The 23,160-nt window shown below is 63.7% G+C and carries 23 protein-coding genes and 3 pseudogenes; 8 read left to right on the forward strand and 18 right to left on the reverse strand.

Translation table 11 applies throughout. The features are described from left to right. Positions 1 to 3: 3 nt before the first annotated feature. From AB3L03_RS13685 to AB3L03_RS13705, 5 genes are all read left to right on the forward strand, one after another. The gene (locus AB3L03_RS13685; protein ID WP_026232782.1) at positions 4 to 1,116 is read left to right on the forward strand and encodes an AI-2E family transporter; all 1,113 of its coding nucleotides are present in this window, start codon (positions 4 to 6) and stop codon (positions 1,114 to 1,116) included. Positions 1,117 to 1,194: 78 nt separating this feature from the next. Next, positions 1,195 to 1,566: a YqjD family protein gene (locus AB3L03_RS13690; RefSeq protein WP_026232783.1), complete on the forward strand. Its 372-nt coding sequence runs from the start codon at positions 1,195 to 1,197 to the stop codon at positions 1,564 to 1,566. Positions 1,567 to 1,642: 76 nt separating this feature from the next. Beyond that, a complete protein-coding gene (locus AB3L03_RS13695; RefSeq protein ID WP_018454658.1) occupies positions 1,643 to 2,098 on the forward strand; it encodes a hypothetical protein in 456 nt (151 codons plus the stop codon). Positions 2,099 to 2,274: 176 nt separating this feature from the next. Next, positions 2,275 to 3,417 (forward strand): OpgC domain-containing protein, encoded by a 1,143-nt coding sequence (locus AB3L03_RS13700; RefSeq protein ID WP_368508798.1) that lies wholly within the window; start codon positions 2,275 to 2,277, stop codon positions 3,415 to 3,417. Positions 3,418 to 3,484: 67 nt separating this feature from the next. Continuing rightward, entirely contained in the window at positions 3,485 to 4,114 is a 630-nt protein-coding gene (locus AB3L03_RS13705; protein WP_026232784.1) for a TetR/AcrR family transcriptional regulator, read from the forward strand. 7 nt (positions 4,115 to 4,121) lie between these two features. Here the strand turns inward: AB3L03_RS13705 and AB3L03_RS13710 are convergent, their stop codons facing one another. The 15 genes and pseudogenes from AB3L03_RS13710 to urtA all read right to left on the reverse strand — a co-directional run bounded on the left by AB3L03_RS13710 (position 4,122) and on the right by urtA (position 18,140). After that, on the reverse strand, positions 4,122 to 5,780 hold the full coding sequence (locus tag AB3L03_RS13710; RefSeq protein ID WP_018454661.1) for an HWE histidine kinase domain-containing protein: 1,659 nt from the start codon (positions 5,778 to 5,780) through the stop codon (positions 4,122 to 4,124). Between the two features lie 296 nt (positions 5,781 to 6,076). Then, a pseudogene (gene ureG, locus AB3L03_RS13715) lies at positions 6,077 to 6,701 on the reverse strand (urease accessory protein UreG). 158 nt (positions 6,702 to 6,859) lie between these two features. Beyond that, positions 6,860 to 7,588: an urease accessory protein UreF gene (locus AB3L03_RS13720; RefSeq protein ID WP_018454663.1), complete on the reverse strand. Its 729-nt coding sequence runs from the start codon at positions 7,586 to 7,588 to the stop codon at positions 6,860 to 6,862. Beyond that, positions 7,569 to 8,186, reverse strand: a complete 618-nt coding sequence (locus AB3L03_RS13725; RefSeq protein ID WP_018454664.1) for an urease accessory protein UreE — start codon at positions 8,184 to 8,186, stop codon at positions 7,569 to 7,571. Before AB3L03_RS13725 ends, AB3L03_RS13720 begins: the two co-directional genes overlap by 20 nt. A 14-nt stretch (positions 8,187 to 8,200) precedes the next feature. Continuing rightward, entirely contained in the window at positions 8,201 to 8,500 is a 300-nt protein-coding gene (locus AB3L03_RS13730) for a putative quinol monooxygenase (protein WP_007599815.1), read from the reverse strand. A gap of 142 nt (positions 8,501 to 8,642) precedes the next feature. Beyond that, on the reverse strand, positions 8,643 to 10,358 hold the full coding sequence (gene ureC, locus AB3L03_RS13735; RefSeq protein WP_085351739.1) for an urease subunit alpha: 1,716 nt from the start codon (positions 10,356 to 10,358) through the stop codon (positions 8,643 to 8,645). A gap of 37 nt (positions 10,359 to 10,395) precedes the next feature. Beyond that, positions 10,396 to 10,934 (reverse strand): annotated as a pseudogene (locus AB3L03_RS13740) (HD domain-containing protein). Positions 10,935 to 10,990: 56 nt separating this feature from the next. Then, entirely contained in the window at positions 10,991 to 11,296 is a 306-nt protein-coding gene (locus AB3L03_RS13745) for an urease subunit beta (RefSeq protein WP_007599812.1), read from the reverse strand. A 9-nt stretch (positions 11,297 to 11,305) separates the two neighbouring features. After that, the gene (locus AB3L03_RS13750; protein WP_018454667.1) at positions 11,306 to 11,608 is read right to left on the reverse strand and encodes an urease subunit gamma; all 303 of its coding nucleotides are present in this window, start codon (positions 11,606 to 11,608) and stop codon (positions 11,306 to 11,308) included. A 24-nt stretch (positions 11,609 to 11,632) separates the two neighbouring features. Then, the gene (locus AB3L03_RS13755) at positions 11,633 to 12,463 is read right to left on the reverse strand and encodes an urease accessory protein UreD (protein ID WP_368508799.1); all 831 of its coding nucleotides are present in this window, start codon (positions 12,461 to 12,463) and stop codon (positions 11,633 to 11,635) included. 30 nt (positions 12,464 to 12,493) lie between these two features. Then, positions 12,494 to 13,189: an urea ABC transporter ATP-binding subunit UrtE gene (gene urtE, locus AB3L03_RS13760; RefSeq protein WP_368508800.1), complete on the reverse strand. Its 696-nt coding sequence runs from the start codon at positions 13,187 to 13,189 to the stop codon at positions 12,494 to 12,496. A gap of 3 nt (positions 13,190 to 13,192) precedes the next feature. Next, complete coding sequence (gene urtD / locus AB3L03_RS13765) at positions 13,193 to 13,954, reverse strand: urea ABC transporter ATP-binding protein UrtD (RefSeq protein WP_018454669.1); 762 nt, start codon at positions 13,952 to 13,954, stop codon at positions 13,193 to 13,195. Then, the gene (urtC, locus tag AB3L03_RS13770; RefSeq protein WP_026232788.1) at positions 13,951 to 15,129 is read right to left on the reverse strand and encodes an urea ABC transporter permease subunit UrtC; all 1,179 of its coding nucleotides are present in this window, start codon (positions 15,127 to 15,129) and stop codon (positions 13,951 to 13,953) included. The genes urtD and urtC overlap by 4 nt, the downstream gene beginning before the upstream one ends. Beyond that, positions 15,126 to 16,733, reverse strand: coding sequence for an urea ABC transporter permease subunit UrtB (urtB, locus tag AB3L03_RS13775; protein ID WP_085351737.1), 1,608 nt, complete (start codon positions 16,731 to 16,733; stop codon positions 15,126 to 15,128). Before urtB ends, urtC begins: the two co-directional genes overlap by 4 nt. An 84-nt stretch (positions 16,734 to 16,817) precedes the next feature. After that, entirely contained in the window at positions 16,818 to 18,140 is a 1,323-nt protein-coding gene (urtA, locus tag AB3L03_RS13780) for an urea ABC transporter substrate-binding protein (protein ID WP_368508801.1), read from the reverse strand. Positions 18,141 to 18,618: 478 nt separating this feature from the next. Between urtA and AB3L03_RS13785 the strand changes: the two are divergent. From AB3L03_RS13785 to AB3L03_RS13795, 3 genes and pseudogenes are all read left to right on the forward strand, one after another. After that, positions 18,619 to 20,158 (forward strand): annotated as a pseudogene (locus tag AB3L03_RS13785) (DEAD/DEAH box helicase). 23 nt (positions 20,159 to 20,181) lie between these two features. Then, on the forward strand, positions 20,182 to 20,469 hold the full coding sequence (gene infA, locus AB3L03_RS13790) for a translation initiation factor IF-1 (RefSeq protein ID WP_007599789.1): 288 nt from the start codon (positions 20,182 to 20,184) through the stop codon (positions 20,467 to 20,469). A 269-nt stretch (positions 20,470 to 20,738) separates the two neighbouring features. Further along, positions 20,739 to 20,951: a cold-shock protein gene (locus AB3L03_RS13795; RefSeq protein ID WP_007599788.1), complete on the forward strand. Its 213-nt coding sequence runs from the start codon at positions 20,739 to 20,741 to the stop codon at positions 20,949 to 20,951. Positions 20,952 to 21,052: 101 nt separating this feature from the next. Here the strand turns inward: AB3L03_RS13795 and AB3L03_RS13800 are convergent, their stop codons facing one another. From AB3L03_RS13800 to AB3L03_RS13810, 3 genes are all read right to left on the reverse strand, one after another. Beyond that, a complete protein-coding gene (locus AB3L03_RS13800; protein WP_085351735.1) occupies positions 21,053 to 21,691 on the reverse strand; it encodes a TadE/TadG family type IV pilus assembly protein in 639 nt (212 codons plus the stop codon). A 5-nt stretch (positions 21,692 to 21,696) separates the two neighbouring features. After that, on the reverse strand, positions 21,697 to 22,269 hold the full coding sequence (locus AB3L03_RS13805) for a TadE/TadG family type IV pilus assembly protein (RefSeq protein ID WP_085351837.1): 573 nt from the start codon (positions 22,267 to 22,269) through the stop codon (positions 21,697 to 21,699). 256 nt (positions 22,270 to 22,525) lie between these two features. Next, positions 22,526 to 23,020, reverse strand: a complete 495-nt coding sequence (locus tag AB3L03_RS13810; RefSeq protein WP_018454676.1) for a pilus assembly protein N-terminal domain-containing protein — start codon at positions 23,018 to 23,020, stop codon at positions 22,526 to 22,528. Positions 23,021 to 23,160: the final 140 nt, after the last annotated feature.

Below are 23,160 nucleotides of genomic sequence, written 5' to 3' on the forward strand. Positions count from 1 at the left end.
ATTGTGCGCGTCCTTCCCAGTGAACGTATGACTCCCGGCAATGGCGAAGGCACTCCGCTTCCCGAGAGCCACGGCGAACTCCCGCCGGTGATCCGCCGCACCGAACTCGTCGCCTTCTCGCTCGCCGGACTGCTCCTCATCGCAATCGTCGCGGTGCTCTATGTCGGAAAGGCGTTCTTTTTGCCTGTCGTGATGGCGTTCGTCACCGGCACGATGCTCTCGCCGGCAGCGACCTTTCTGGAGTACCGGAAAGTGCCGCGCGGGCTTGCCGCCGTCTTGATCGTGTTCGCGGTGACCGCCGTGGTCGGCTTCATCGTCGCGCTGATCGCCTCGCCGGCGATGGAATGGAGCTCGCGCCTGCCCGAACTCGGCGCGCAGTTGAAAGACAAGGTCCACGTGTTCGACCGGCCGCTGGCGCTGTGGCGAGAGCTGCAGACGATGCTCGGCGGCTCGGAGGGATTGCCAAGCTTCCAGATGCCGAAATTCGAGTGGGTGCAGCCAACGATTGAATTCCTGTCACCGACCTTTACCGAATTCCTGCTGTTCTTCGTCACCCTGATCCTGTTCATCGCCAGCTGGCGCGACCTGCGACGGGCAATGATCATGACCTTCAGCGATCACGACGCACGGCTGCGCACGCTTCGCATCCTCAACGAGATCGAGGTCCATCTCGGCAACTACCTTTTGACTGTGACCCTGATCAACGTCGGCGTCGGCGTCGCCGCCGGAATCGTCTGCGCCCTCACCGGAATGCCCAATCCGGCTGGCCTCGGCGCGCTGGCGGCCACCCTCAATTTCATTCCGATCATCGGACCGGTGGCCATGTTCGCCATTCTGGTCGTGGTGGGGCTGGTCACCTTCCCGACCGTCAGCGGCGGCCTGATGGCGGCGCTCGCCTTTGGCGGCATCACCTTCCTGGAGGGACATTTCGTCACGCCGACCATCATCGGCCGGCGGCTGGCGCTCAATGCGCTCGCGGTGCTGCTGGCGCTGGCGTTCTGGACCTGGCTGTGGGGCCCGATGGGCGCGTTCCTGTCGTCGCCGCTGCTGATCGTCGCCCTGATCCTGAAGGAGCATCTGTTGCCTGAGGATTCGCCGCAGCTCCCGCAGGACTGACCGGTTTCCGTGAACGGAACTTACACCACGACGAAACGTTTCCCGGCTGTCTCAACCGTCAACAGCCCGGAGCCCCTGATGTCCACCACCAATGCCGAAGCCGGGATGAGAGACTGGACCGACAAAGCCACCAGAGAACGCCTCGAGAAGGATGTAGCAGCCGTGAAAAGCGATATCGCCGCCCTCACTGATCAGATCACCGACGCGCTCAATACTTTTGCCAACTCCTCCAGCAAGCAAGCCCGCCGCGGCTATAGCCAAGCGCGCGAAAACGTGGATTCCGCGATCGACGACATGTCGGAACGCGGCAGCGCGATGATGGGCGCGGCACAGGAGGCCTACGGCTCGATCGAGGAGACGCTGGAGGACGCGATCACGCAGCGGCCGCTCGCGACCGTCGGGCTTGCGCTCGGCATCGGCTTCCTGATCGGCGCGGTCTGGCGTCGCTGAGATCGCGAACGGGTATCGAGACGGTGGCGCAGCGGCGCCGCCGGTGCCGGCTTGTGGGGATCTGAGGAGCAAGACCATGTTTCAGCGCATCATCGACGGGATCAGCGCATCCACCGGCACCACTGTGCGGCTGACCTCGCTGGCAGCAGGCGCGGCGTTCGCACTCTTCATCACCACGTGCTTCCTGTGCGCGGCGGCATTCATTTCGGTGCTCAACAAATATGGTCCGGTGCAGGCCTGCCTCGCCGGTGCGGGCATTTTCTTTCTGCTGACCCTCACCGCGGCGGTGAGCTATTGGGTCTACAAACGGCAGCTGCGCAAGCAAGCTCATATCGCGGCCGAGCGCGCCACGAAATCGGCGGCCTCGAGCATGCTCGCGGACCCCATGCTGCTCGCCACCGGTCTCCAGATCGTTCGCGCCATCGGGATCAAGCGGCTGTTGCCGATCCTGGCGATCGGCGGCGTCGCCCTCGGACTCATGGCGAGCCGCGCCGGCGTACCCGACGAGGCCTCGGCTGAGCCTGCCGAGTAGCAGCTACCGGGTTAGAAAATTTCGTCACGGGTCCCGCGAACGCGCCTATCCAATCGGCACCGGCGGCCCCGCGCCAATTTCGCGCCGTTTGCCTGCGCCATCACGCAAACGCTACTCGGATAGGCAGGCGGTTGCCGCTAAAAGCAGCGCCCCTGATTCCAAAAGCCATTTTTTCGATGAAACCGTCCGTCCAGGCGAACCTCGCCGCATTTCAACACGACCCCCGGCTCTATTTGACGCTCGGTATCGCCAACTGGTCGGTTTTCGTCGACCACATCCCGAACAACGTCGTCAATTTGCTGACGCTGCGCAATTTCGGCTTCAGCGGCGCCGCAGACTTGTTCGTGTTCGTGGCCGGCTATGGCATGGCCATCATTCACGGCAAGATCGCCCTGGAGCGCGGCTACGTCGTCGCGGCGACGCGCATCTTCCAGCGCATGTGGCGGCTCTACGCCGCCTATGTCGTCCTGTTCGTGATCTACATCGACGCCATCGCCTATGTCGCCTCGCAATCGATGGCGCCCGAGATCATCAACGAATACAACATCTCGGGCATCATCGAGCATCCGCTGCGGATCCTGATACGCGGACTGGTGCTTCAGGAAGAGCCGCTGAACCTCGATCTTCTTCAGCTGATGATCCCGCTGATGGCCCTCCTTCCACTCGCGCTGTGGGGGCTGTTGCGGCGTCCGAACCTGACGCTGGCGGCGTCGGTCGCGCTGTACGTTGCGGCGCGCTGGTTCGGCTGGAATTTCCGGGTTTATCCGGACCAGGAGTGGACCTTCAACCCGTTCTGCTGGCAGATGCTGATGGTGCTGGGCGGCTGGTTTGCCGTGACCGGCACGTCGGGCCGCGCGCTGCATGGCCTGTCCTGGCTGCGCGTGCTCGCAGGCGCCTATCTCGTATTCGCGATGGCAATCACGCTGATGCGACACTCGCCGACGCTAGCGGCCTATTTGCCGGATATCGTGCTCAACACCATCACGCCGACCGACAAGGAAGACCTCGCCCCCTATTGCGTGGTCCACTTCCTCGCGCTCGCTTTCCTCGCGACATATTTCGTCCCGGCCGATCATCCCGGCCTGCGACTGAAGCCGCTTCAGGCGGTGATCAGATGCGGCGAGGAATGGCTCGCGGTGTTCTGCGTCGGCGTGTTCCTGTCGTTTGCCGGCCATCTCATCCTGATCACCGGCGCCAATTTGGTGGTGATGCAGATTGCCGTGAGCCTGGCCGGCTTCGCGGCGATGGCCGCGGTCGCATATTACATCGCCTGGTCGAAGCGGCAGGACCTGCCCGCGGCCTTGCGGCAACAGGCCTAACCCGGCACCTTCCGATTCCCCTAGGCCGGCCATTACGGCTGGGCTATGCGGAGCGGCAGCGGATTGCATGGGGAGGCCGGGCGTGGTGATGGCGAATGGCGGGGATGAGGGAGCCGACGGCGCGCCCCGGCGCGGCCGGCCAAGGTCGATCGAGACCACCAACGCCATTCTCCAAAGCGCCTATGCGCTGATGGCCACTACCGGCCTTGCCGCCACCACCATTGACGCGATCGCGCGCCACTCCAGCGTCTCCAAGATGACGATCTACAAATGGTGGCCGTCGCGCGAAGCCTTGCTGATCGACGCCTTTCTTCACCATGCCGCGCAGATGCTGCCGCTGCCGCATGCAAGCTCGGGCAGCCCCGCCGCGCGCGCACGCCGCCATGCCGCCGCCTATGCCGAAGCCCTCCAGGGCGAGTTCGGCAAGGTCCAGCTCGCCGTCATCTCCGAATGCATCTCCAAGACCGGCTCGGCGGAGCTGTTCTACGCCCGCTACCTGCAATTCCGCCGCGACGCGCTGATCGAGATGATCGCCGCGGGCCAGAACGACGGCAGCATTCTGGCGGAAGCACCGCCCCAGGATCTCTACGACGCGATCTATGGCAGCCTGTTCTACCGCTACGTCTTCGGCATCGCGCCGATCACGCCGGCCTACGCGCGGACCCTGGTTGACCTCGTGCTGCGGCCGAAGAGCTAGCCTCGAATTACCGCGCAGGCCGGATCGGTGCTGACAGCTTGTCGGTGCGGTCGCGCTCGGTCATGTCCTCGACCGTCTCCATCGGCGCGGTCAGCTCGTAGACATAGGAGACGTCGGTGAAATAGCGCTTGGCGGTGCCGCCGAGCGCCTCGGGCGCGACGCGGTCGAGCAGGATCAGGCCGAAGTCGGAATCGGGGCGGCGCGTCGCTTCGCTGGTGTTGAACTCCTCCCAGCGGAAATAGAAGACCTCGCCGGACCCCTCGTTCGTCACCGTCCAATTGGCAGTGATGTGCGGATGCTTGCCGACCAGCGACAGGCCCTCGTCGGAGTGCGAGGCGAGCTCGAAGAACAGCAGCGACAGACTCTGCGCCGCGCGCGCGCTGACTGCGATATCAGGACCGGTGACGGCAATGCGGTCGGCATGCGGGATGGCGCGCGCCTCGAACAGGCCCTTCAGCTTGACACCCTGCCACTGGCTCTCGCTGAGCAGCGAGACGACGTTGGACATGGCGTGGATGCGGCCGATCAGGAGCTCGCGCGCGACATCGATGTCGGAGCCATGGCGCAGCGTGCGGGTCACGATCGACTGGATCACCGCCAGGATGTTTTTGACCCGATGGTTGAGCTCGTCGATGACAGCCGTCAGCCGGCGCTCGAAGCCGATTCTGACCTGGATTTCCCGGCTGAGCCGCAAATTGTTGTAGGCGACATAGCCGAACAGGCCGCACACCATCGCGGTGATCGCAAGGCCGATCGCCGCCACGATGATCGCAGTCTGCTCGGCGCGGCGCGCCGAATTGGTCTTGGCGTAATAGCCGAGCTGCCAGTCGCGACCACCGAAGCTCACCGTGCGCGTCGCCGACGGCGCCGGCCCATCGGCCGCTGTCGGGCGGGCCGAGACCACGCCTTGATCGTTGGCGACCAACTCGCCACCCTCCCGGCGCGGATCCTTCAGCGCAACCGCGAACAACGACATGTCGTCGTTGGTCAGCATCAGGGAAGAGAGCTCATAGGAAAATGTGATGAAGCCCGCCGGCTCCGTCGCGCCCTCGGGGATGACGGGAGCCGCCACAATGATGCCGATCGACCCGTCGCCACGCAGGAGGGCAACCGGTTCTGAGGCAACCGACCTCTTCTCCACTCTGGCGCGCGCCAGCATGGCGCCGCGCACCTGATCCTGGTCGTAACTGCGGCCGGGCAGCCCCTTGGTCTCGTTGCTGCGCGGCTCGAGATCCATCAGCACATCGATCGGCTGGGTGACACCTGCCGGATCGATCGGCTTGTCCTCATAGCTGCGGATTCGCGGATTGGGGAAGCCGGCGCTCGCGATCGCGGCTTGTGCTGCGGCAAGCTCGTTCGGCTTCAGGCGGGCGACCCAGCCCGCCACCACGAAATCGGTCTTGAAGGCGTAGATGGCCGAGCGCAGCGGCTCGAGCATGTTGGGCTTGAGCACCGACGGCGCCCGGAACAGGCCGGAGGCAACCCGCGCGAGCAGTTCGCGCTCGGTGAGCCGGTCCTGGACCAGGCTCGCATGGACATCGATCGCGCGCGCCAGCGCGATCCGGTCCAGCGCCAGCTCCTGGTCGTGGACGCGATAAGCCGCAAGCCCGGAGAGCAAGGCCCCGAGAAGAGCAATGAAGCCGATGATGAAACCCAGCCGGACCACGCGACTACTCAGGCGAAAGCAGGAGGTCGGCAATAAATACGGAGCATATGGACGCCGCTCGAACGGGCACGTGCCGAAACAGGGTGAACCCCAATCGCCGAGATAATGAAGGAGGAGGCATCGGTACGCAACTTGGTCGCCTGAGAAGCTTAAATCGGCCCGCCGATGGTCCGGCCGAGTTGGATTTGCTCCGGGCACCGGAGGTAATCAATTGCCGTGACCGAAATTTGTTCCGCGGACACGGCTCTGCCCACGGTGTTAACGGGGGAAACGCCTGCGTTAGGTCGTCGCGCCGGTCAGCCGGCCCGTTTCAAGCCGCCTTTGGCCTCAATGAAGCCGATGATGCGGTCCAGCCCCTGGCTCTTTTTCAGGTTGGTCATGACGAACGGCCGCTCGCCGCGCATCCGCCTGGCGTCCGTCTCCATCTTTTCCAGGGAGGCGCCGACATGGGGCGCCAAGTCGATCTTGTTGATGACAAGGAGGTCGGACCGGGTGATGCCGGGGCCGCCCTTGGACAGGATCTTGTCGCCGGCCGCCACGTCGATGACGTAAATGGTGAGATCGGCGAGCTCCGGGGAAAAAGTGGCAGCGAGGTTATCACCGCCGGATTCGATCAGCACGAGATCGAGGTCCGGGAAACTTGGCGCGCATATCCGCCACCGCGGCGAGATTCATCGAGGCGTCCTCGCGGATCGCGGTGTGCGGGCAGCCGCCGGTCTCGACCCCGGCAATGCGATCCGGCGTCAGCGAGCCCGAGCGTACCAGGAATTCCGCATCCCATTTGGTGTAGATGTCGTTGGTGATCGCGGCGATGTCGTAGCGCTCGCGCATGGTCTTGCAGAGCAGGTCCATCAGCGCAGTCTTGCCCGATCCGACCGGACCGCCGATGCCGACACGCAAGGGGCCGTGAGATGTAGCCATTGCTTTTTTTCCTATCGTCGTCCTGGCGAAAGCCAGGACCCGTTACCACTGAATCCGATTGTCACGGCACGCTGCAGCCACATCTGTGCATAACCACGCGCACCCGTGGTTATGGGTCCTGGCTTTCGCCAGGACGACAGTGAAAGCGACGAACCCGCTCAAGATCTGAACAGCCGCGTATATTGCGTCTCGTGCCGCACGCTGGCGAGGTCGGCGCGGAACGTCGCGCCGCCGACATCGTCCAATGTCGCATTCAGCGCACGATTCGCCGTCGCGGCAACCGCGGCTTCCAGCCTCACCAGCACGCGCTGGCTGTCGGTCTGGCCGAGCGGAATGAGCCGGCTGGCCGCGGAAATCCAGTTCGAGACCAGCGCATGCAGGAAGGCGTGCAGCGTCGGCGCCAGCGGCACGCCGTGCATCGCAGCGACCACGCCAACGGCAACGGGATAGACCAGTGGCGTACGGCATGCCGCAACCATCGCATCCAGCCCGTCTGCATCCCACGCGGCGCGGGCGATGTCGATGAAGGCACGGCCCTGCGATGTCGTCTCCAGCTGCCGCTCGCGCGACGGCACGAAGGCCGCGGCGAGCTCGGCGATATCGCCCAAGGTGTCGCCCTCGCCCGCTTCAGTGGCGCGATAGGCGTGGACCAGAAACGTCGCATCGCAGAAGCCAGAGCCATCGCGAAGCATCGCATCGAGCCAGTCCGCCAGCGACGCGGTGTCGTTGATGTCACCGGCTTCGACCGCCCATTCGATGCCGCTGGAGTAGGAAAAGCCCCCGACGGGAAACGCCGGCGACAGCCAGGTCATCAACCGGTACAGCGCCGCCGCCTCGCACTCCGCGAGGTCGCGGGCCGCGACCGGCTCATTTGTGGTCATGAGCATGCTTGTGGCCGTGGTGATGGTCGGGGTGATCGCAATGCTCGTCGTGGTGGTGATGGTGATCGTGACCGTCGCCATGTGCGGCATGATCATGATGGTGATCATGACCGTGATGATCATCGTGGCCGTGATCGTGATGCGCGTGGTCGTCGTGTCCATGCGCATGTCCGGCATCCGCATAGGCGCCGCCTTCGGGATCGAACGGCGCCTCGATCTCGATCACGCGCGCGCCGAGGCCCTTCACCATGGCTTCGATGACGTGGTCGCGGCGGATGCGCAGGCTCTTGGCCATGATCTGCGTCGGCAGATGGCGATTGCCGAGATGCCAGCCGACACGAATAAGGTGGTGCGGATCGTGGCCGCGGATCTCGAGCAGCGGCTCGGGCGCAGCGACCACCTCGACCAGCCGGCCGTCCTCCAACACCAGCGCATCGCCGCCGCGCAGTGCGACGGCATTCTCCAGGTCGAGCAGGAACTCGAGTCCCCGCGTCCCCGTCATTGCCATGCGGCGGCGGTGTCGATCGTCGAAATCGAGCACGACCGTATCCGCCGGCGCTTCCGCGAAGCGGTGTTGTCCCCTGACCTGCGTCGCCCGGATCATGCGCGTTTACCCCGTTACCGTGTCTCGACCTTCTCGGGCGTGATCACTTCGATCTTCGGCGGCGCCGTAAAACACTTCACCGCGACGCGGCCGAACGTCTTCATGTGCTCCATGGCGCGATGCGGCACCAGCGCCTCGGCATTCTCCCACTGCTCGACGAACACCATCTTGGCGGGATCGGTGACGCTCTCATGCAGATCATAGGCGATATTGCCGGGCTCTTTCCGCGTCTCCTTGATGCAGGCGGTGGCGGCTGCAATGAATTCGGCGCGCGTTTCAGGCTTGATGGTCAAGGTGGCGACGACGTAGATCACGAGAAATCCTCCCGGCTTTTCTTCTGGGCTTCAGATACCGGGCGGGACCTTAGACCAGGCGGGATCGAACGCAAAACCCGGAAAAGCCGCTCCCGGATATGCGACCAGGACATGGTCCTGGGACATGCGTTGAGGCGCTATTTCAGTACATGAAATATCGCTGCGCCATCGGCAGCACCTCGGCGGGGGCGCAGGTCAAAAGCTCGCCGTCGGCGCGGACCTCATAGGTCTCAGGATCGACCTCGATATTGGGCGTGGCGTCGTTGTGGATCATGCTTTTCTTCGAGATTTTTCCGCGGGTGTTCTGGACCGCATAGAGCTTCTTGTCGATGCCGAGCTTACGCGCGAGGCCGCCGGTGATGGCGGCCTTCGAGGTGAACACCACCGAGGACGCGGTGCGCGCCTTGCCGAAGGCGCCGAACATTGGCTGATAATGCACCGGTTGCGGGGTCGGGATCGAGGCGTTGGGATCGCCCATGGGAGCGGCGACGATCATGCCGCCCTTGACGACGCAATCCGGCTTGACGCCGAAGAAGGCCGGCGACCACAGCACGAGATCGGCGAGCTTGCCCTTCTCCACCGAGCCGATCAGCTTCGAAACGCCATGGGCGATCGCGGGATTGATCGTGTATTTGGCGATGTAGCGCTTGACGCGGAAATTGTCGTTGTCCTTGCCTTTGTCCTGCGGCAGCGAACCGCGCTGCTTCTTCATCTTGTCGGCGGTCTGCCAGGTCCGGATGATGACCTCGCCGAGGCGGCCCATGGCCTGGGAGTCCGAGGAGATCATCGAGAGCGCGCCGAGATCATGCAGGATGTCCTCGGCCGCGATGGTCTCCTTACGAATGCGGCTTTCGGCGAACGCCAGGTCTTCCGCGATCGAGGGATCGAGGTGGTGGCACACCATCAGCATGTCCAGATGCTCGTCGATGGTGTTGCGCGTGAAGGGCCGCGTCGGGTTGGTCGAGGACGGCAGCACGTTCTTCAGCCCTGCGACCTTGATGATATCGGGGGCGTGACCGCCGCCGGCGCCCTCGGTGTGGAAGGCGTGGATGGTGCGGCCTTTGAACGCCTTGATCGTATCCTCGACGAAGCCGGATTCGTTGAGCGTGTCGGTGTGGATCATCACCTGGATGTCGTAGTCGTCGGCGACCGACAGGCAATTGTCGATCGCGGCAGGCGTGGTGCCCCAGTCTTCGTGCAGCTTCAGCGCACAGGCGCCGGCCTTGATCATCTCGACCAGCGCGGCGGGCCGCGAGGCGTTGCCCTTGCCGGAGACGCCGAGATTGACCGGGAATGCGTCGAACGATTGGATCATCCGCCCCATGTGCCACGGCCCCGGCGTGCAGGTGGTGGCGAACGTGCCGTGCGAGGGGCCGGTGCCGCCCCCTAGCATCGAGGTGACGCCCGACATCAGCGCGTGCTCGATCTGCTGCGGACAGATGAAATGGATGTGGCTGTCGAAGCCGCCCGCGGTGAGGATCTTGCCTTCACCCGCGATCACGTCCGTGCCGGGGCCGATGATGATGGTGACACCGGGCTGGATGTCGGGATTGCCGGCCTTGCCGATGCCGGCGATCATGCCGTCCTTGATCGCGACGTCGGCCTTCACGATGCCCCAGTGATCGACGATCAGCGCATTGGTGATGACTGTGTCGGCCGCGCCCTGCTTGTTGGTGACCTGCGACTGGCCCATGCCGTCGCGGATCACCTTGCCGCCGCCGAACTTCACTTCCTCGCCGTAGCTGGTGAAGTCCTTCTCGACCTCGATGATGAGATCCGTGTCGGCCAGCCGCACCTTGTCGCCGGTGGTCGGGCCGAACATGTCGGCATAGACGGAACGCTTTATTTTGACGGACATCACAAGCCCCGTTTGCGTTGGAATTCTGGATCGGTGCTCACAGAGAGGTTCTCGCTGTGAGCACCATGTCGTCGAAGGTCGTATCGAGCCAAGAGTTACCGCCGCGGCAACCAGCGACAACCTGTTCGGCCCAGTCGGTATAATCGACGAGATCGTCACGTTCCTCGGCCGTCGGATCGAATGTACGCGCGCGCCGATATTGCTGATCTTGTCGGCGATCTTGATCAGCCTGGCGCCAGCCGATTTTTTCGGTGCGTCGAGCACCTGACGCCGCCGCCGCTCCGGCTTCGACAGGCTCATATCGTCGGTGCACTCGTCGACAAGCGACGCGACACGGTCGGAGAATTTTTGCGCGAGCTCCTCGCGCGTGGTGTCGGTGTCCTCGATCGCATCATGCAGCCAGCCGGCTGCAACCAGTTCGGCGTCGGCGCCGTCGGTCGCGGTCGCAAGCAGGTTCGCGACCTCGGCGAGGTGGTTGATGTAAGGCTCATGACCGCGGCCCTTGCGCGCCATGCCGTTGTGACGGCGCGCGGCGAGTTCGGCGGCTTCGGAGACGAGGCGGACAGGTGACAGCATGGCAAAGTCCTCCGTTTCGCCTCAACCATGCCGCGCCACGCTCGTTCCTGTGGAATTCACAGCTTCCCCATCACGTCGCCGCGGAAGCCGTAGATGGTCTTCTTGCCGGCCACCGCGACGAGTTGGACGTCGCGGGTCTGGCCGGGCTCGAAGCGGACCGCGGTGCCGGCGGCGATGTCGAGGCGCATGCCGCGGGCCTTCTTGCGGTCGAACTTCAGGGCCGGGTTGGTCTCGAAGAAATGGTAGTGCGAGCCGACCTGGATCGGGCGGTCGCCGGTGTTGGCGACCGTCAGCGTCACCGTCTTGCGGCCGGCGTTGAGCTCGATCTCGCCGTCCTGGATGAAGAGTTCGCCGGGGATCATGCTTCGCTCCTACCTGATCGGCTCGTGCACAGTGACGAGCTTGGTCCCGTCCGGAAACGTCGCCTCGACCTGGATGTCGTGGATCATCTCGGGAATGCCCGGCATCACCTGGTCGCGGGTGAGAACCTGCGCACCCGATTGCATCAACTCGGCGACGGTGCGGCCATCCCGCGCGCCTTCGAGGATGAAATCGGAGATGAGCGCGATCGCCTCCGGATGGTTGAGCTTGACGCCGCGATCCAGCCGGCGGCGGGCCACGATCGCCGCCATCGAGATCAGAAGCTTGTCCTTTTCGCGAGGAGACAGGTTCATACGAAATCTCTTCCGTTCACTTCGTCAATTCAACCAGAGCCGCGGCAGCGCCGCGCCGGTGCGCGCCAGCACGGTCATCATGTCTGCGCGCAGACGCGCCGCATCTTGGGCACAGAACCGCGCCATTGCAAAGCCATTCCAGGCGGATATCCCGACCTCGCTGGCGAAGGATTCCGAGGCCTCGCGGATGCGCTCGATCAGGGCCTCGTCGCCGGGCACGATCAGCGCCGTGCCAATCGCAGCGCCGCCCCTGGCCACCGCCGATCGCGCAAGCTTTGCGCCGATATTGCCGTCGAGCCTGACGGTCTCGGCGAACACTAGCTTGCCGCCGCGACGCAGCCGCCAGCGATCGACGAACTCACCCTGCTCCATCCGTTCGCCCATCGCGGTACGGCCGAACACCACGATCTCGCACAGCAGGAGCGAGGCAGTCGCATCGAGGTCTATGTCGAAGCGACGGCGCACGCGCGCGCGGTCGAACAGGATCGTCTCCTGCGGCAGCCAGCCGAGATGTGCGCCTGCGGCAACCTTCAGCGCTATATTGAGCTCCGCCGCCTGCCCTGGCGCGCGATAGACCTTTTCCGCGGCCGCCGTCGTCAGCGTCAGCTTCGAACCATCTGCGGCAGCGATCTCGATGTCGAAGCGATCGCCGCCGGCGACACCACCGGCCGTGTTGACGAACACGCCGGAGAGCCCCTCGTCCTCCGGCGAAGGGAAGCGCACGCGCAGGGAGCCGGACTCATGCAATATCCCGCGACGTGTCACACCGTCGCGCGCGTGGACGTCGAAGCGCACCGCGCCGCGGGCACGGTTGGCGTCGAACACCGAAGATGCCGTTAGAACGTCGCTGCGCATCCGCCCCCCAGCCGGTCGCGGCAGAATGGCCTACAGCGCCATCTGGCGGCTGATTTCGCTCGCGTCGAGATTGGAGCGGTCGCAGGTGAACTTCACCGCGCCGCGATCCATCACCGCAAAACTGTCGCCGAGTTCGCAGGCAAAGTCGAGATATTGTTCGACCAGCACGATGGCGATGTTGCCGAGATTGCGCAGGTACGAGATGGCACGGCCGATGTCCTTGATGATCGAGGGCTGGATGCCCTCGGTCGGCTCGTCGAGCAGCAGCAGCTTCGGCCGCATCACCAGCGCGCGCCCGATCGCGAGCTGTTGCTGCTGGCCGCCGGAGAGATCGCCGCCACGCCGTCCGAGCATGGATTGCAGCACCGGAAACAGGGAGTACACGTCGTCCGGAATGTGCTTGTCCTCGCGCCTGAGCGGCCCGAAGCCGGTCTTGAGATTCTCCTCGACCGTCAGAAGCGGAAATATCTCGCGCCCCTGCGGCACGAAGCCGATACCCTTCCGCGCGCGCTCATAGGGTTTCAGGCCCGTGATATCGTTGCCGTCGAGCACGACGGCGCCCGAGGAGATCGGGTATTGCCCGACCATGGCGCGCAGGAGCGAGGTCTTGCCGACTCCGTTGCGCCCGAGCACGCAGGTGACCTTGCCGGGCTCGGCCGCAATCGACACGCCGCGTAGTGCCTGCGCCGCGCCGTAGAACAGGTTGATGTCCTTGACCTCAAGCATCGCTCAGCGCCCCAGATAAACTTCGATGACCCGCTCGTTGGACGAGACCTGGTCGATGGTGCCTTCCGCGAGCACGGTACCCTCGTGCAAGCAAGTGACCTTGACGCCGAGCTCGCGCACGAATGTCATGTCGTGCTCGACCACCATCACGGTGTGGGTCTTGTTGATTTCCTTGAGCAGCTCGGCGGTGAGATGCGTCTCGACGTCGGTCATGCCGGCGACGGGCTCGTCGACGAGCAGTAGTTTCGGATCCTGGGCGAGCAGCATGCCGATCTCGAGCCACTGCTTCTGGCCGTGGCTGAGGCTGCCGGCGAGACGGTTGCGGGCATCGGTGAGGCGGATCGTCTCCAGCACCTTGTCGATCTGCTCGGCCTCCGCCCGGCTGCCGCGCCAGAACAGCGTACCCTTGACGCTGTGGTCGACATTGAGCGCGAGCAGCAAATTGTCCTGCACGGTCTGGCTCTCGAACACGGTCGGCTTCTGGAATTTACGGCCGATGCCGAGCTCGGCGATGCGGGTCTCGTCCAGTCGCGTCAGATCGGTGACTCCGTCGAACAGCACGGTGCCTTCGTCGGGCTTGGTCTTTCCGGTGATGATGTCCATCATCGTGGTCTTGCCGGCGCCGTTCGGGCCGATGATGGCGCGCATCTCGCCGGGCTCGAGCGTCAGCGAGAGGTTGTTGATGGCGTGGAAGCCGTCGAACGAGACGTGCACACCGTCGAGATACAGCATTGCGGAGGTCGCGCGGGTGTCCATGACGTTCATTGCGCCTCCTCCGCCATTTTGGGTTGGGTGACGCCGTCTTCGGCCGCGGCGCTCGCAATGGTCGCGGCGTCGCGCCTTTCCTTCGACGAGTCCCACCAGGCGTTGAAAGTGCCGACGATGCCCTTAGGCAGCAGCAACGTTACCAGGATGAACATGGCACCCAGCATGAACAGCCAGTAGGGCGCGAGCATGCCGGAGGTGAAGAACGTCTTTGCGTAGTTGACGACGACGGCGCCGAGCGCGGCGCCGACCAGCGTACCGCGGCCGCCGACCGCGACCCAGATCACGGCCTCGATCGAATTGCCCGGCGCGAATTCGCTCGGGTTGATGATGCCGACCTGCGGCACATAGAGCGCGCCGGCGACGCCGGCCATGCAGGCCGACACTGTGAACACGAACAGCTTGTAGGATTCGACCCGGTAGCCGAGGAAGCGCGTGCGCGATTCCGCATCGCGCACGGCGATCAGCACCTTGCCGAGCTTGGACGAGACGATGGCGCGGCAGATCAGAAAGCCGGCGATCAGCGCCAGGCAGCTCAGCGCGAACAGCGCAGCACGCGTGCCCTCGGCCTGCACGTTGAAGCCCAAGATGTCCTTGAAGTCGGTCATGCCGTTGTTGCCGCCGAAGCCGAAATCGTTGCGGAAAAAGGCGAGCAGCAGTGCATAGGTCATCGCCTGGGTGATGATTGACAGATACACGCCAGTGACGCGCGAGCGGAAGGCGAGCCAGCCGAAGGAAAAGGCGAGCAGGCCCGGCACGATCAGCACCATCAGCGCGGCAAACCAGAACATGTCAAAGCCGTACCAGTACCAGGGCAGCTTCGAATAGTTCAGGAACACCATGAAGTCCGGCAGGATCGGATTGCCGTAGACGCCGCGGCTGCCGATCTGCCGCATCAGGTACATGCCCATGGCGTAGCCGCCGAGCGCGAAGAAGGCACCGTGACCGAGCGAGAGGATGCCGCAATAGCCCCAGATCAGGTCGATCGAGAGCGCCAGGATCGCGTAGCAGACATATTTGCCCCAGAGCGCGACGAGATAGGTCGGCACTTGCAGGAACGAACCTGCGGGCAGCAGCAGGTTGGAGAGCGGGATGAGGATGCCGCAGGCCACGACGATGGCAAGGAAGATGGTCGCGCCGCGGTCCAGCGATCGCGTCAGCATGTGAGGGGTCATGCTTCCACCGCGCGGCCCTTGAGCGCGAACAGGCCGCGCGGCCGTTTTTGAATGAACAGGATGATGAGAACGAGGATGGCGATCTTGCCGAGCACGGCGCCGGCGACCGGCTCCAGGAATTTGTTGGCGATGCCGAGCGTGAAGGCGCCGACCAGCGTGCCCCAGAGATTGCCGACGCCACCGAACACCACGACCATGAAGCTGTCGATGATGTAGCTCTGGCCGAGATTGGGGCTGACATTGTCGATCTGCGACAGCGCCACGCCGGCGATGCCCGCAATGCCCGAGCCGAGACCAAAAGTCAGCGCGTCGACCCGCGAAGTGGCGATGCCCATCGAAGCCGCCATGCGCCGGTTCTGTGTCACCGCGCGCATCTCGAGCCCGAGTGCCGTGTAGCGCAGCATCGCGAGCAGAATGACGAACACCGCGAGCGTGAAGACAAGGATCCAGAGCCGGTTATAGGTGACCGTGATCTGGCCGATCTCAAACGCGCCGCTCATCCAGGAGGGGTTGCCGACCTCGCGGTTGGTCGGGCCGAACATGGTGCGCACGGCCTGCTGCAGCACCAGCGACAGGCCCCAGGTCGCCAGCAGCGTCTCCAGCGGACGGCCATAGAGAAAGCGGATGATGCTGCGCTCGATCACGACGCCGAGCGCGCCGGCCACCAGGAAGGCGAGCGGCACGGCGATCAGCAGCGAATAGTCGAACAGGACGGGATAGCGGGTACGGATCACCTCCTGCACCACGAAGGTGGTGTAGGCCCCGATCATCACCATCTCGCCATGGGCCATGTTGATGACGCCCATCACGCCGAACGTGATGGCAAGCCCGATCGCAGCAAGCAGCAGCACCGAACCGAGCGAGAGGCCGTACCAGGCATTCTGCACCATCGACCAGACCGCGAGCGAACTTTGGATCGAGCCGATTGCGCTCGCGGCAGCCTTGGTCACCGAGGCCGGCTGGTCGCCCATGCCGGTCAGCAGCGCCATCGCCTCCTGGTCGCCGCGCGCCTTGATGGTGGCAACGGCTTCGAGCTTCTCGAGCTCGGTGGCATCCGGCTTGAACAACAGGATCGCCGCGCGGGCGTCGCCCAGCGCAGCCTTGACGGATCGGTTGGTTTCCTTGGCGAGCGCGCCATCGACCGCTTCGAGCGACGTCTCCTCATGCGACTTGAAGACGGATTGCGCGGCCTGGAGCCGCGCTCCGATGTCGGGTGACTGCAGCGTCAGGCTGCCGATCGCCGCATCGACGCTGCGGCGAAGGCGGTTGTTGAGGCGGACCGCGCTCGCACTGTCGGGCACGCTGGCCACGGCCTGACCGGTCGCGGCATCGATCGACTTGCCGTCGGTGCCGGTGACGTAAACCTTCTTGCTATCAGGGTCGGCCATGAGCCGGCCGTCCTGAAGCGCGCTGATGATCGGAAAGGCAAGGGTATTGCCGCTGCCCGCGACCACGCCGATCGCCTCTTCCGTGTCGGAATAATCGTCGTTGGCGAATTTGGCGACCGCATCTTCGAACGGGCCGGCCAAGGCCGGCAGTGCGAACGCGATCAGGAAGAACGAGAGCAGGAGCGAACAGAGGCGGGCGGACAAATTGGCTGGCACTGTGAAAGACCCCGGCAGAAAAGGGTGGAGAAGGCGGCGGGATCGCCGCCCTCTCCGATCGTGCAATGGAGCGTCAGATCCGGATCAGGAGCCCGAACCGAGGCACTTGTTGGTCTTGGTGTTGAAGTTACCGCACTTCTTGCCGACCCAGTCGCCGACCAGGTCCTTGGAGCCGTCGAGCTCCTTCGACCAGGCGTCGCCCGCGACAAGACCCGGGGTCTTCCACACCACGTCGAACTGGCCGTTGGCTTTGATTTCGCCAATGAACACCGGCTTGGTGATGTGATGGTTCGGAAGCATCTTGGAGGTGCCGCCGGTCAGGTTCTTGGCTTCGATGCCGGGGAGCGCATCGATCACCTTGTCCGGATCGGTCGACTTCACCTTCTCGACCGCCTTGATCCACATGTCGAAGCCGATCACGTGCGCTTCCATCGGATCGTTGGTCACGCGCTTCGGATTCTTGGTGTAGGTCTGCCACGCCTTGATGAACTTCTCGTTCTCCGGCGACTTGATCGACTGGAAATAGTTCCAGGCGGCGAGATGGCCGAGCAGCGGCTTGGTGTCGATGCCGGCGATTTCTTCCTCACCCACCGAGAACGCGACGACCGGGATGTCCTTCGCCTTGATGCCCTGGTTGCCGAGCTCCTTGTAGAAAGGAACGTTGGCGTCGCCGTTGATGGTCGAGACCACAGCGGTCTTCTTGCCGGCCGAGCCGAACTTCTTGATGTCGGCCACGATCGTCTGCCAGTCGGAATGACCGAACGGCGTGTAGTTGATCATGATGTCTTCCTGGGCGACACCCTTGGACTTCAGGTAGGCTTCCAGGATCTTGTTGGTGGTGCGCGGATAGACGTAGTCGGTGCCTGCGAGCACCCAGCGCTTCACCTTCTCGTCCTTCATCAGATAGTCGACGGCGGGGATCGCCTGCTGGTTCGGCGCGGCGCCGGTGTAGAACACGTTGCGCTCGCTCTCCTCGCCCTCGTACTGCACGGGGTAGAACAGGATGCTGTTCAGCTCCTTGAACACCGGGAGCACCGACTTCCGTGACACCGAGGTCCAGCAGCCGAACACGACCGAGACCTTGTCCTTGGTGATCAGCTCGCGCGCCTTCTCGGCGAACAGCGGCCAGTTCGAAGCGGGATCGACGACCACGGCTTCGAGCTTCTTGCCGTTGACGCCGCCCTTCTTGTTCTGCTCGTCGATCAGGAAGAGGATGGTGTCCTTCAGCGTGGTTTCGCTGATGGCCATGGTGCCGGAGAGGGAGTGAAGCACGCCGACCTTGATGGTGTCGTCCGCGGCTTTCGCACCAGAAATGGAAGCCAGACCAAGCATCAGTCCGGCGGTCGCGGCGAGAACGCCACGGCGGCTAAATGGCGCCGCTATATCGTGAGTGGATTTGCTATGCATGAGTGTCTCATCTCCCTGACGCAGACGTGAAAAACGCTGCGAAACGGCCCCAACGGCCGCCTGCGATTAACGGATTCGCAAGAACTGTGCCATGGATTAGACACCCTTCAACCGATTGTTTTTGCTGGTGAAATTGGCAGAAAACGAAGTATTGCACGGGCCGCGCCGCCTAAACATTGAGCAATTCTAATGTATGCGAATGCGGCAGGCAGGTTATTTTCTGAGCAAATTGTCACTCTGGCTAAATTTCCGGCATAACTATTTCTGCACCGCGATCGCCGTTTCTGTGGGGCGTGCCTTGAAAGCGCCGCCTCAATGTTCCATATGAGGTCGAGGTCTCTTGCAGATCAGGAGACCGTTGCGAGCCGCGTGTTCTTAAGCCCTTACGGGCGTCTGGCTTGCCCCATCCCATCAAGCCATCCGACACCCCAAACACGCAGGTGTCCCACTCGACACCCTTTTGCGCGCGCCGCGCCGAATGCGCCGGGCGCCCGCTTTTGACATGGAAAGAACCCATCTTTTGACTTCGTTTCAGGATTTCGGCCTCGCCGAGCCCATCGCCCGTGCTCTCACCGAAGAGAACTACGTCACCCCCACCCCCATCCAAGCCCAGACAATTCCGACCGCGCTGACCGGCCGCGACGTCGTCGGCATCGCCCAAACCGGAACCGGCAAGACCGCGTCCTTCGCGCTGCCGATCCTGCACCGCCTGCTCGAGAATCGCATCAAGCCGCAGCCGAAGACGACCCGCGTCCTGGTGCTGTCGCCGACCCGCGAACTGTCCGGCCAGATCCTCGACAGTTTCAACGCCTATGGCCGTCACATCCGCCTGTCCTCGACGCTCGCCATCGGCGGCGTGCCGATGGGCCGTCAGGTCCGCTCGCTGATGCAGGGCGTCGAGGTGCTGGTCGCCACCCCCGGCCGTTTGCTCGACCTCGTGCAGAGCAACGGACTGAAGCTTGGCAGCGTCGAATTCCTCGTGCTCGACGAGGCGGACCGCATGCTCGACATGGGCTTCATCAACGACATCCGCAAAATCGTCGCCAAGCTGCCGATCAAGCGGCAGACGCTGTTCTTCTCGGCCACCATGCCGAAGGACATCGCCGAGTTGGCCGACGCCATGCTGCGCGACCCCGCCCGCGTCGCGGTGACCCCGGTCTCCTCGACCGTGGAGCGCATCCAGCAGCGCATCATCCAGGTCGACTTCTCCGCCAAGCCGGCGTTCCTCGCCCAGCTGTTGAAGCAGGAGCAGGTCAACCGCGCGCTGGTTTTCACCCGCACCAAACACGGCGCGGACAAGGTGGTGAAGACGCTCGAGAAGGCCGGCATCCCCGCCAGCGCCATCCACGGCAACAAGTCGCAGAACCACCGCGAACGGACACTCGCTCTGTTCCGCACCGGCGAGATCCGTACCCTGGTCGCCACCGATATCGCCGCCCGCGGCATCGATGTCGACGGCATCACCCACGTCATCAATTTCGATCTGCCCAACGTGCCGGAGACCTATGTGCACCGCATCGGGCGCACCGCGCGCGCGGGTGCCGAGGGCACCGCGATCTCGCTGGTCGCAGGCGGCGAGGAACTCGCCTATCTCCGCGACATCGAGCGGCTGATCAAAGTGGCGCTGCCGCGTGAGGATCGCCGCACCGACGCCGGCCGCCGCGATGCGGGCCCTCCCCCGCAGCAGCAACGACAGGGTCGGCCGGGCCGCCCGGGCCAGCGTCCGCAAGGCGCAAGGCATGGTGAGGGACGCCACGCTGACGGTCGCCGTGCCGACGAAAGGCATGCGGACGGGCGCCACCACAGTGCCGCCAAGCAGGGCGACGGAAGGCCCGGCAGTGGCCCGAAGGCAGCTCCTCGCAGCCGCTCCGGAGGCAAGGCGCATTCTTCGCCAAACGCCCGTCCGGAACAGCGTTCCGCGCATAGCGCCGGGGCGTCTGATGGGATACAAGGCGTTGCCTTTTTGCGCCGCGAGTCGGCCGAACGGCCAACCGAACCGCAAACCCCATTCGCACTAGCCGTCCACGACCTGGAGAAATTCATGGCTAAGGAAGAGCTGATCCAGTTCGAAGGACTGGTCACCGAAATCCTCCCCGACGCGCGCTACCGCGTGCAGCTCGACGCCGGACACGAGATCGTCGCCTACACCGCCGGCAAGATGAAGAAGAACCGCATCAAGACTCTGGCGGGCGACCGCGTGACGGTAGAGATGTCGCCCTATGACCTCGAAAAGGGCCGGCTGATTTTCCGCCACAAGGACGAACGTCCGAGCGGGATGGGCGGACCTCCGCGTCCCGGACAGCGCGGCGGCCAGTTCCGCCGCCGCTAGCGGGGCCCCAGCGCGCGAGCGCGGACCTGTAATTCCGACGTGTATGCTGATCCGCCGTGACCATCACGGCGGATCAAAAAATCGTGCACGTCAGCATTGTTTTGGGTGTCTGTTTCCAATAAAATGACTTAATCGATTTTCGGCCGGACGACATTAGCATCCACCGGTACAGCCGGTTCAGACACGCTGACGACCCTTCCAAAAATTCGATCTAACCTGTCCGCGCAAGCGGGCTCTGACATTGTGTTATCTGAGAAGGGACTACCCCCATGAGCATGGGAACCGTGAAGTGGTTTAACGCGACCAAAGGCTTCGGCTTCATCCAGCCCGACGATGGCGGCCAGGACGTGTTCGTTCACATCAGCGCTGTGGAGCGTGCAGGCCTCGGCACGCTGCGCGAAGGTCAGAAGATCTCCTACGAGATCGTCGCCGACCGCCGTTCCGGCAAGTCGGCAGCCGACAACCTCCGCTCCGCCGGCTGAGCCTACCGCTTACGGGCCCCGATCGGCTCGAGCGAACCAATCAATGAAAAGGCCGGGCGCGATGCCCGGCCTTTTTTTATTCCAGGATCTGCTCTCGTATTTCAGCACGGCGACTTTACACCCGTGTAAGGAACGCAGGTGACCTGGCGCGGCCGCGTGTAGGAGACATCGCTCAGCGTGATGCCCGTCTTCAGGACGAATTTGACAGAAGGCGTGTAGACGTAACTCGCCTGACTGAAGATAAGGTAGGTCGACGCGATCAAGAGCGATGGCGGAATCATCGAGGTGACCGTGGTGCCAGCTACCAGAGTCGGGGGCGGAGCCGTCAGCGTGGCCTGCGTCGCACCGTTGGCAATGGTGGCGGACTTGCTCCATTGAATCTTGGCGACCTTGCTTGAGTCGATATAGATCTGAAGGACCGTGCCGTTCACGAGCGTAGCGTCGTACGGCATGATCATCGATATGCTTGCCGTGAACGTGTCCTGCATGTCGCCATCGTCGACCGATGTCGACTGCGACGTCAAATCGGACAGAGTCCGTGCAATCATTGTGACTTTGCGATTGATCGCCACGGCCGATGAAAATTCGACGGTCCCGAAGAACATCACCAGCATCAGCGGCACGATGACCGCGAACTCGGTCGCCGCGATCGCACGCGTGTCGGCGACGAAGTCGCGCACGGAGCTACGGGCATTCCTCCAGATATTCGCAATCGCCTGCATCTGTCCGCTCGGATCCATCTGTCTCAGAAGGGTTCATTCTTGAAGGCCGCGGTCGCAATCAGCAGCCGCTTGTTGTTGCAGCCCATGTTGAAGCCAAGGCCAGTGACGAAGAGCGGCCACTGATAGAACAGCCGCACCACGACGACCTGGTTGGCGGCCCCGGCACTGTACTGCACGCCGGTTGGATTGAAGCTGCAGGAATCACCATAATTGGTGAGGCTCAGCGCTCCGAACGAGTTTGTACTCACGACGTCGACGTAGAGCTTGGTGCAATCAAACAGCGCCGGGATCTGGCTGCAGACGTAAGCCTTGAACGTCGTTTGCGAGCAGGGTGTGCTGACGCCGGAGACCGCGCAGGCCGTGAGCGTGCCGGATTGCGCCTGCCCGGTCAGCAACACGCGCGCAGAATTTTGCGAGGCACTCTCGAGCACCTGGCTCGCCAGGAACATCAGCGCCGACTCGATGATGGCGAACAGCAACGCAAAGAACATCGGCGCAACGAGCGCGAACTCGACGGCTGCGGAGCCGCGGCGGCTGCCACGAAACCGGCGCAACGTGGCGAGGAGCGTGAATCTCGTAGGTGCAGGCGAAGGCATCAAATTCCCCAGCAGCAGCAATCATCTGCCATGTTCAATAGCGGAAACTGATTGTTTAAGTGTTTCAGGCGATCCGCACCCGGCGGCCCGGGCCGTTAAGAGCGCGTTAACCGCGAACGACCCGGACCAGGGAGACGAGGACACGGAAAGAGAAACTCGCGCGCGTGCGGCGGGCGGGGACGATCCTTGCCCCCAAATCCGCCAATCAAACTTGCTGGTTGGTCTTACTTGGTTCGTCTTGCTCAGTTCGCCTTAGTCAGTTCGTCTTGGCGCCCGCACCGGCACTGCCGCTCGCCGAGCTGCTCAACGAACCGGCCTGGCTCATCGTGCTGTTGAAGTAGGTGTCGCTGTCGCCGAGCGTCACGCGGCGCTGGCAAAGCGGCGCGCAGCTGTAGGACTCGCGTTCGATCCCGCGATAGACGGTAACGAGCCGGTCGCTCGGACCTTCGACCTGGACCTGGCGGTCGACCAGGATCTCGCCGCCGCGGTCGAGCGCGATGAAATTGGTGGCGCCATAGCCCTTTCCGGTGACGACGATCATGCCGCCGGGCTGGAGCGTGACGTCGGCGATCAGGGGATTGCCGACCACGATGGTTGCCACCTTGCCAGGCAGCCGCACCAGCTTGGCCTGGTCGACATTGACGGCGATGGTATCGGCGGACTCGGCAATGACGGCAGCCGGCGATGCCAGCACCGCTGTCGCAACCAGAAGACAGACGCGCGCATGACGGCGCAGCAGTTGTTTACGCATACTCTTACCCCCGGGACGTCACAAACCGGCAGAAGCGATCAGATAACAGCCGAGCCGGTGCCCGACCCGGCTAACCTGCCCTCAATTCGTGAACGTTCCGCAAACTCTCGGACTATTGTTTGAACGGACTGGCGTTCGCG

It is taken from the genome of Bradyrhizobium lupini (genome assembly GCF_040939785.1).
Taxonomy (GTDB): domain Bacteria; phylum Pseudomonadota; class Alphaproteobacteria; order Rhizobiales; family Xanthobacteraceae; genus Bradyrhizobium; species Bradyrhizobium canariense_D.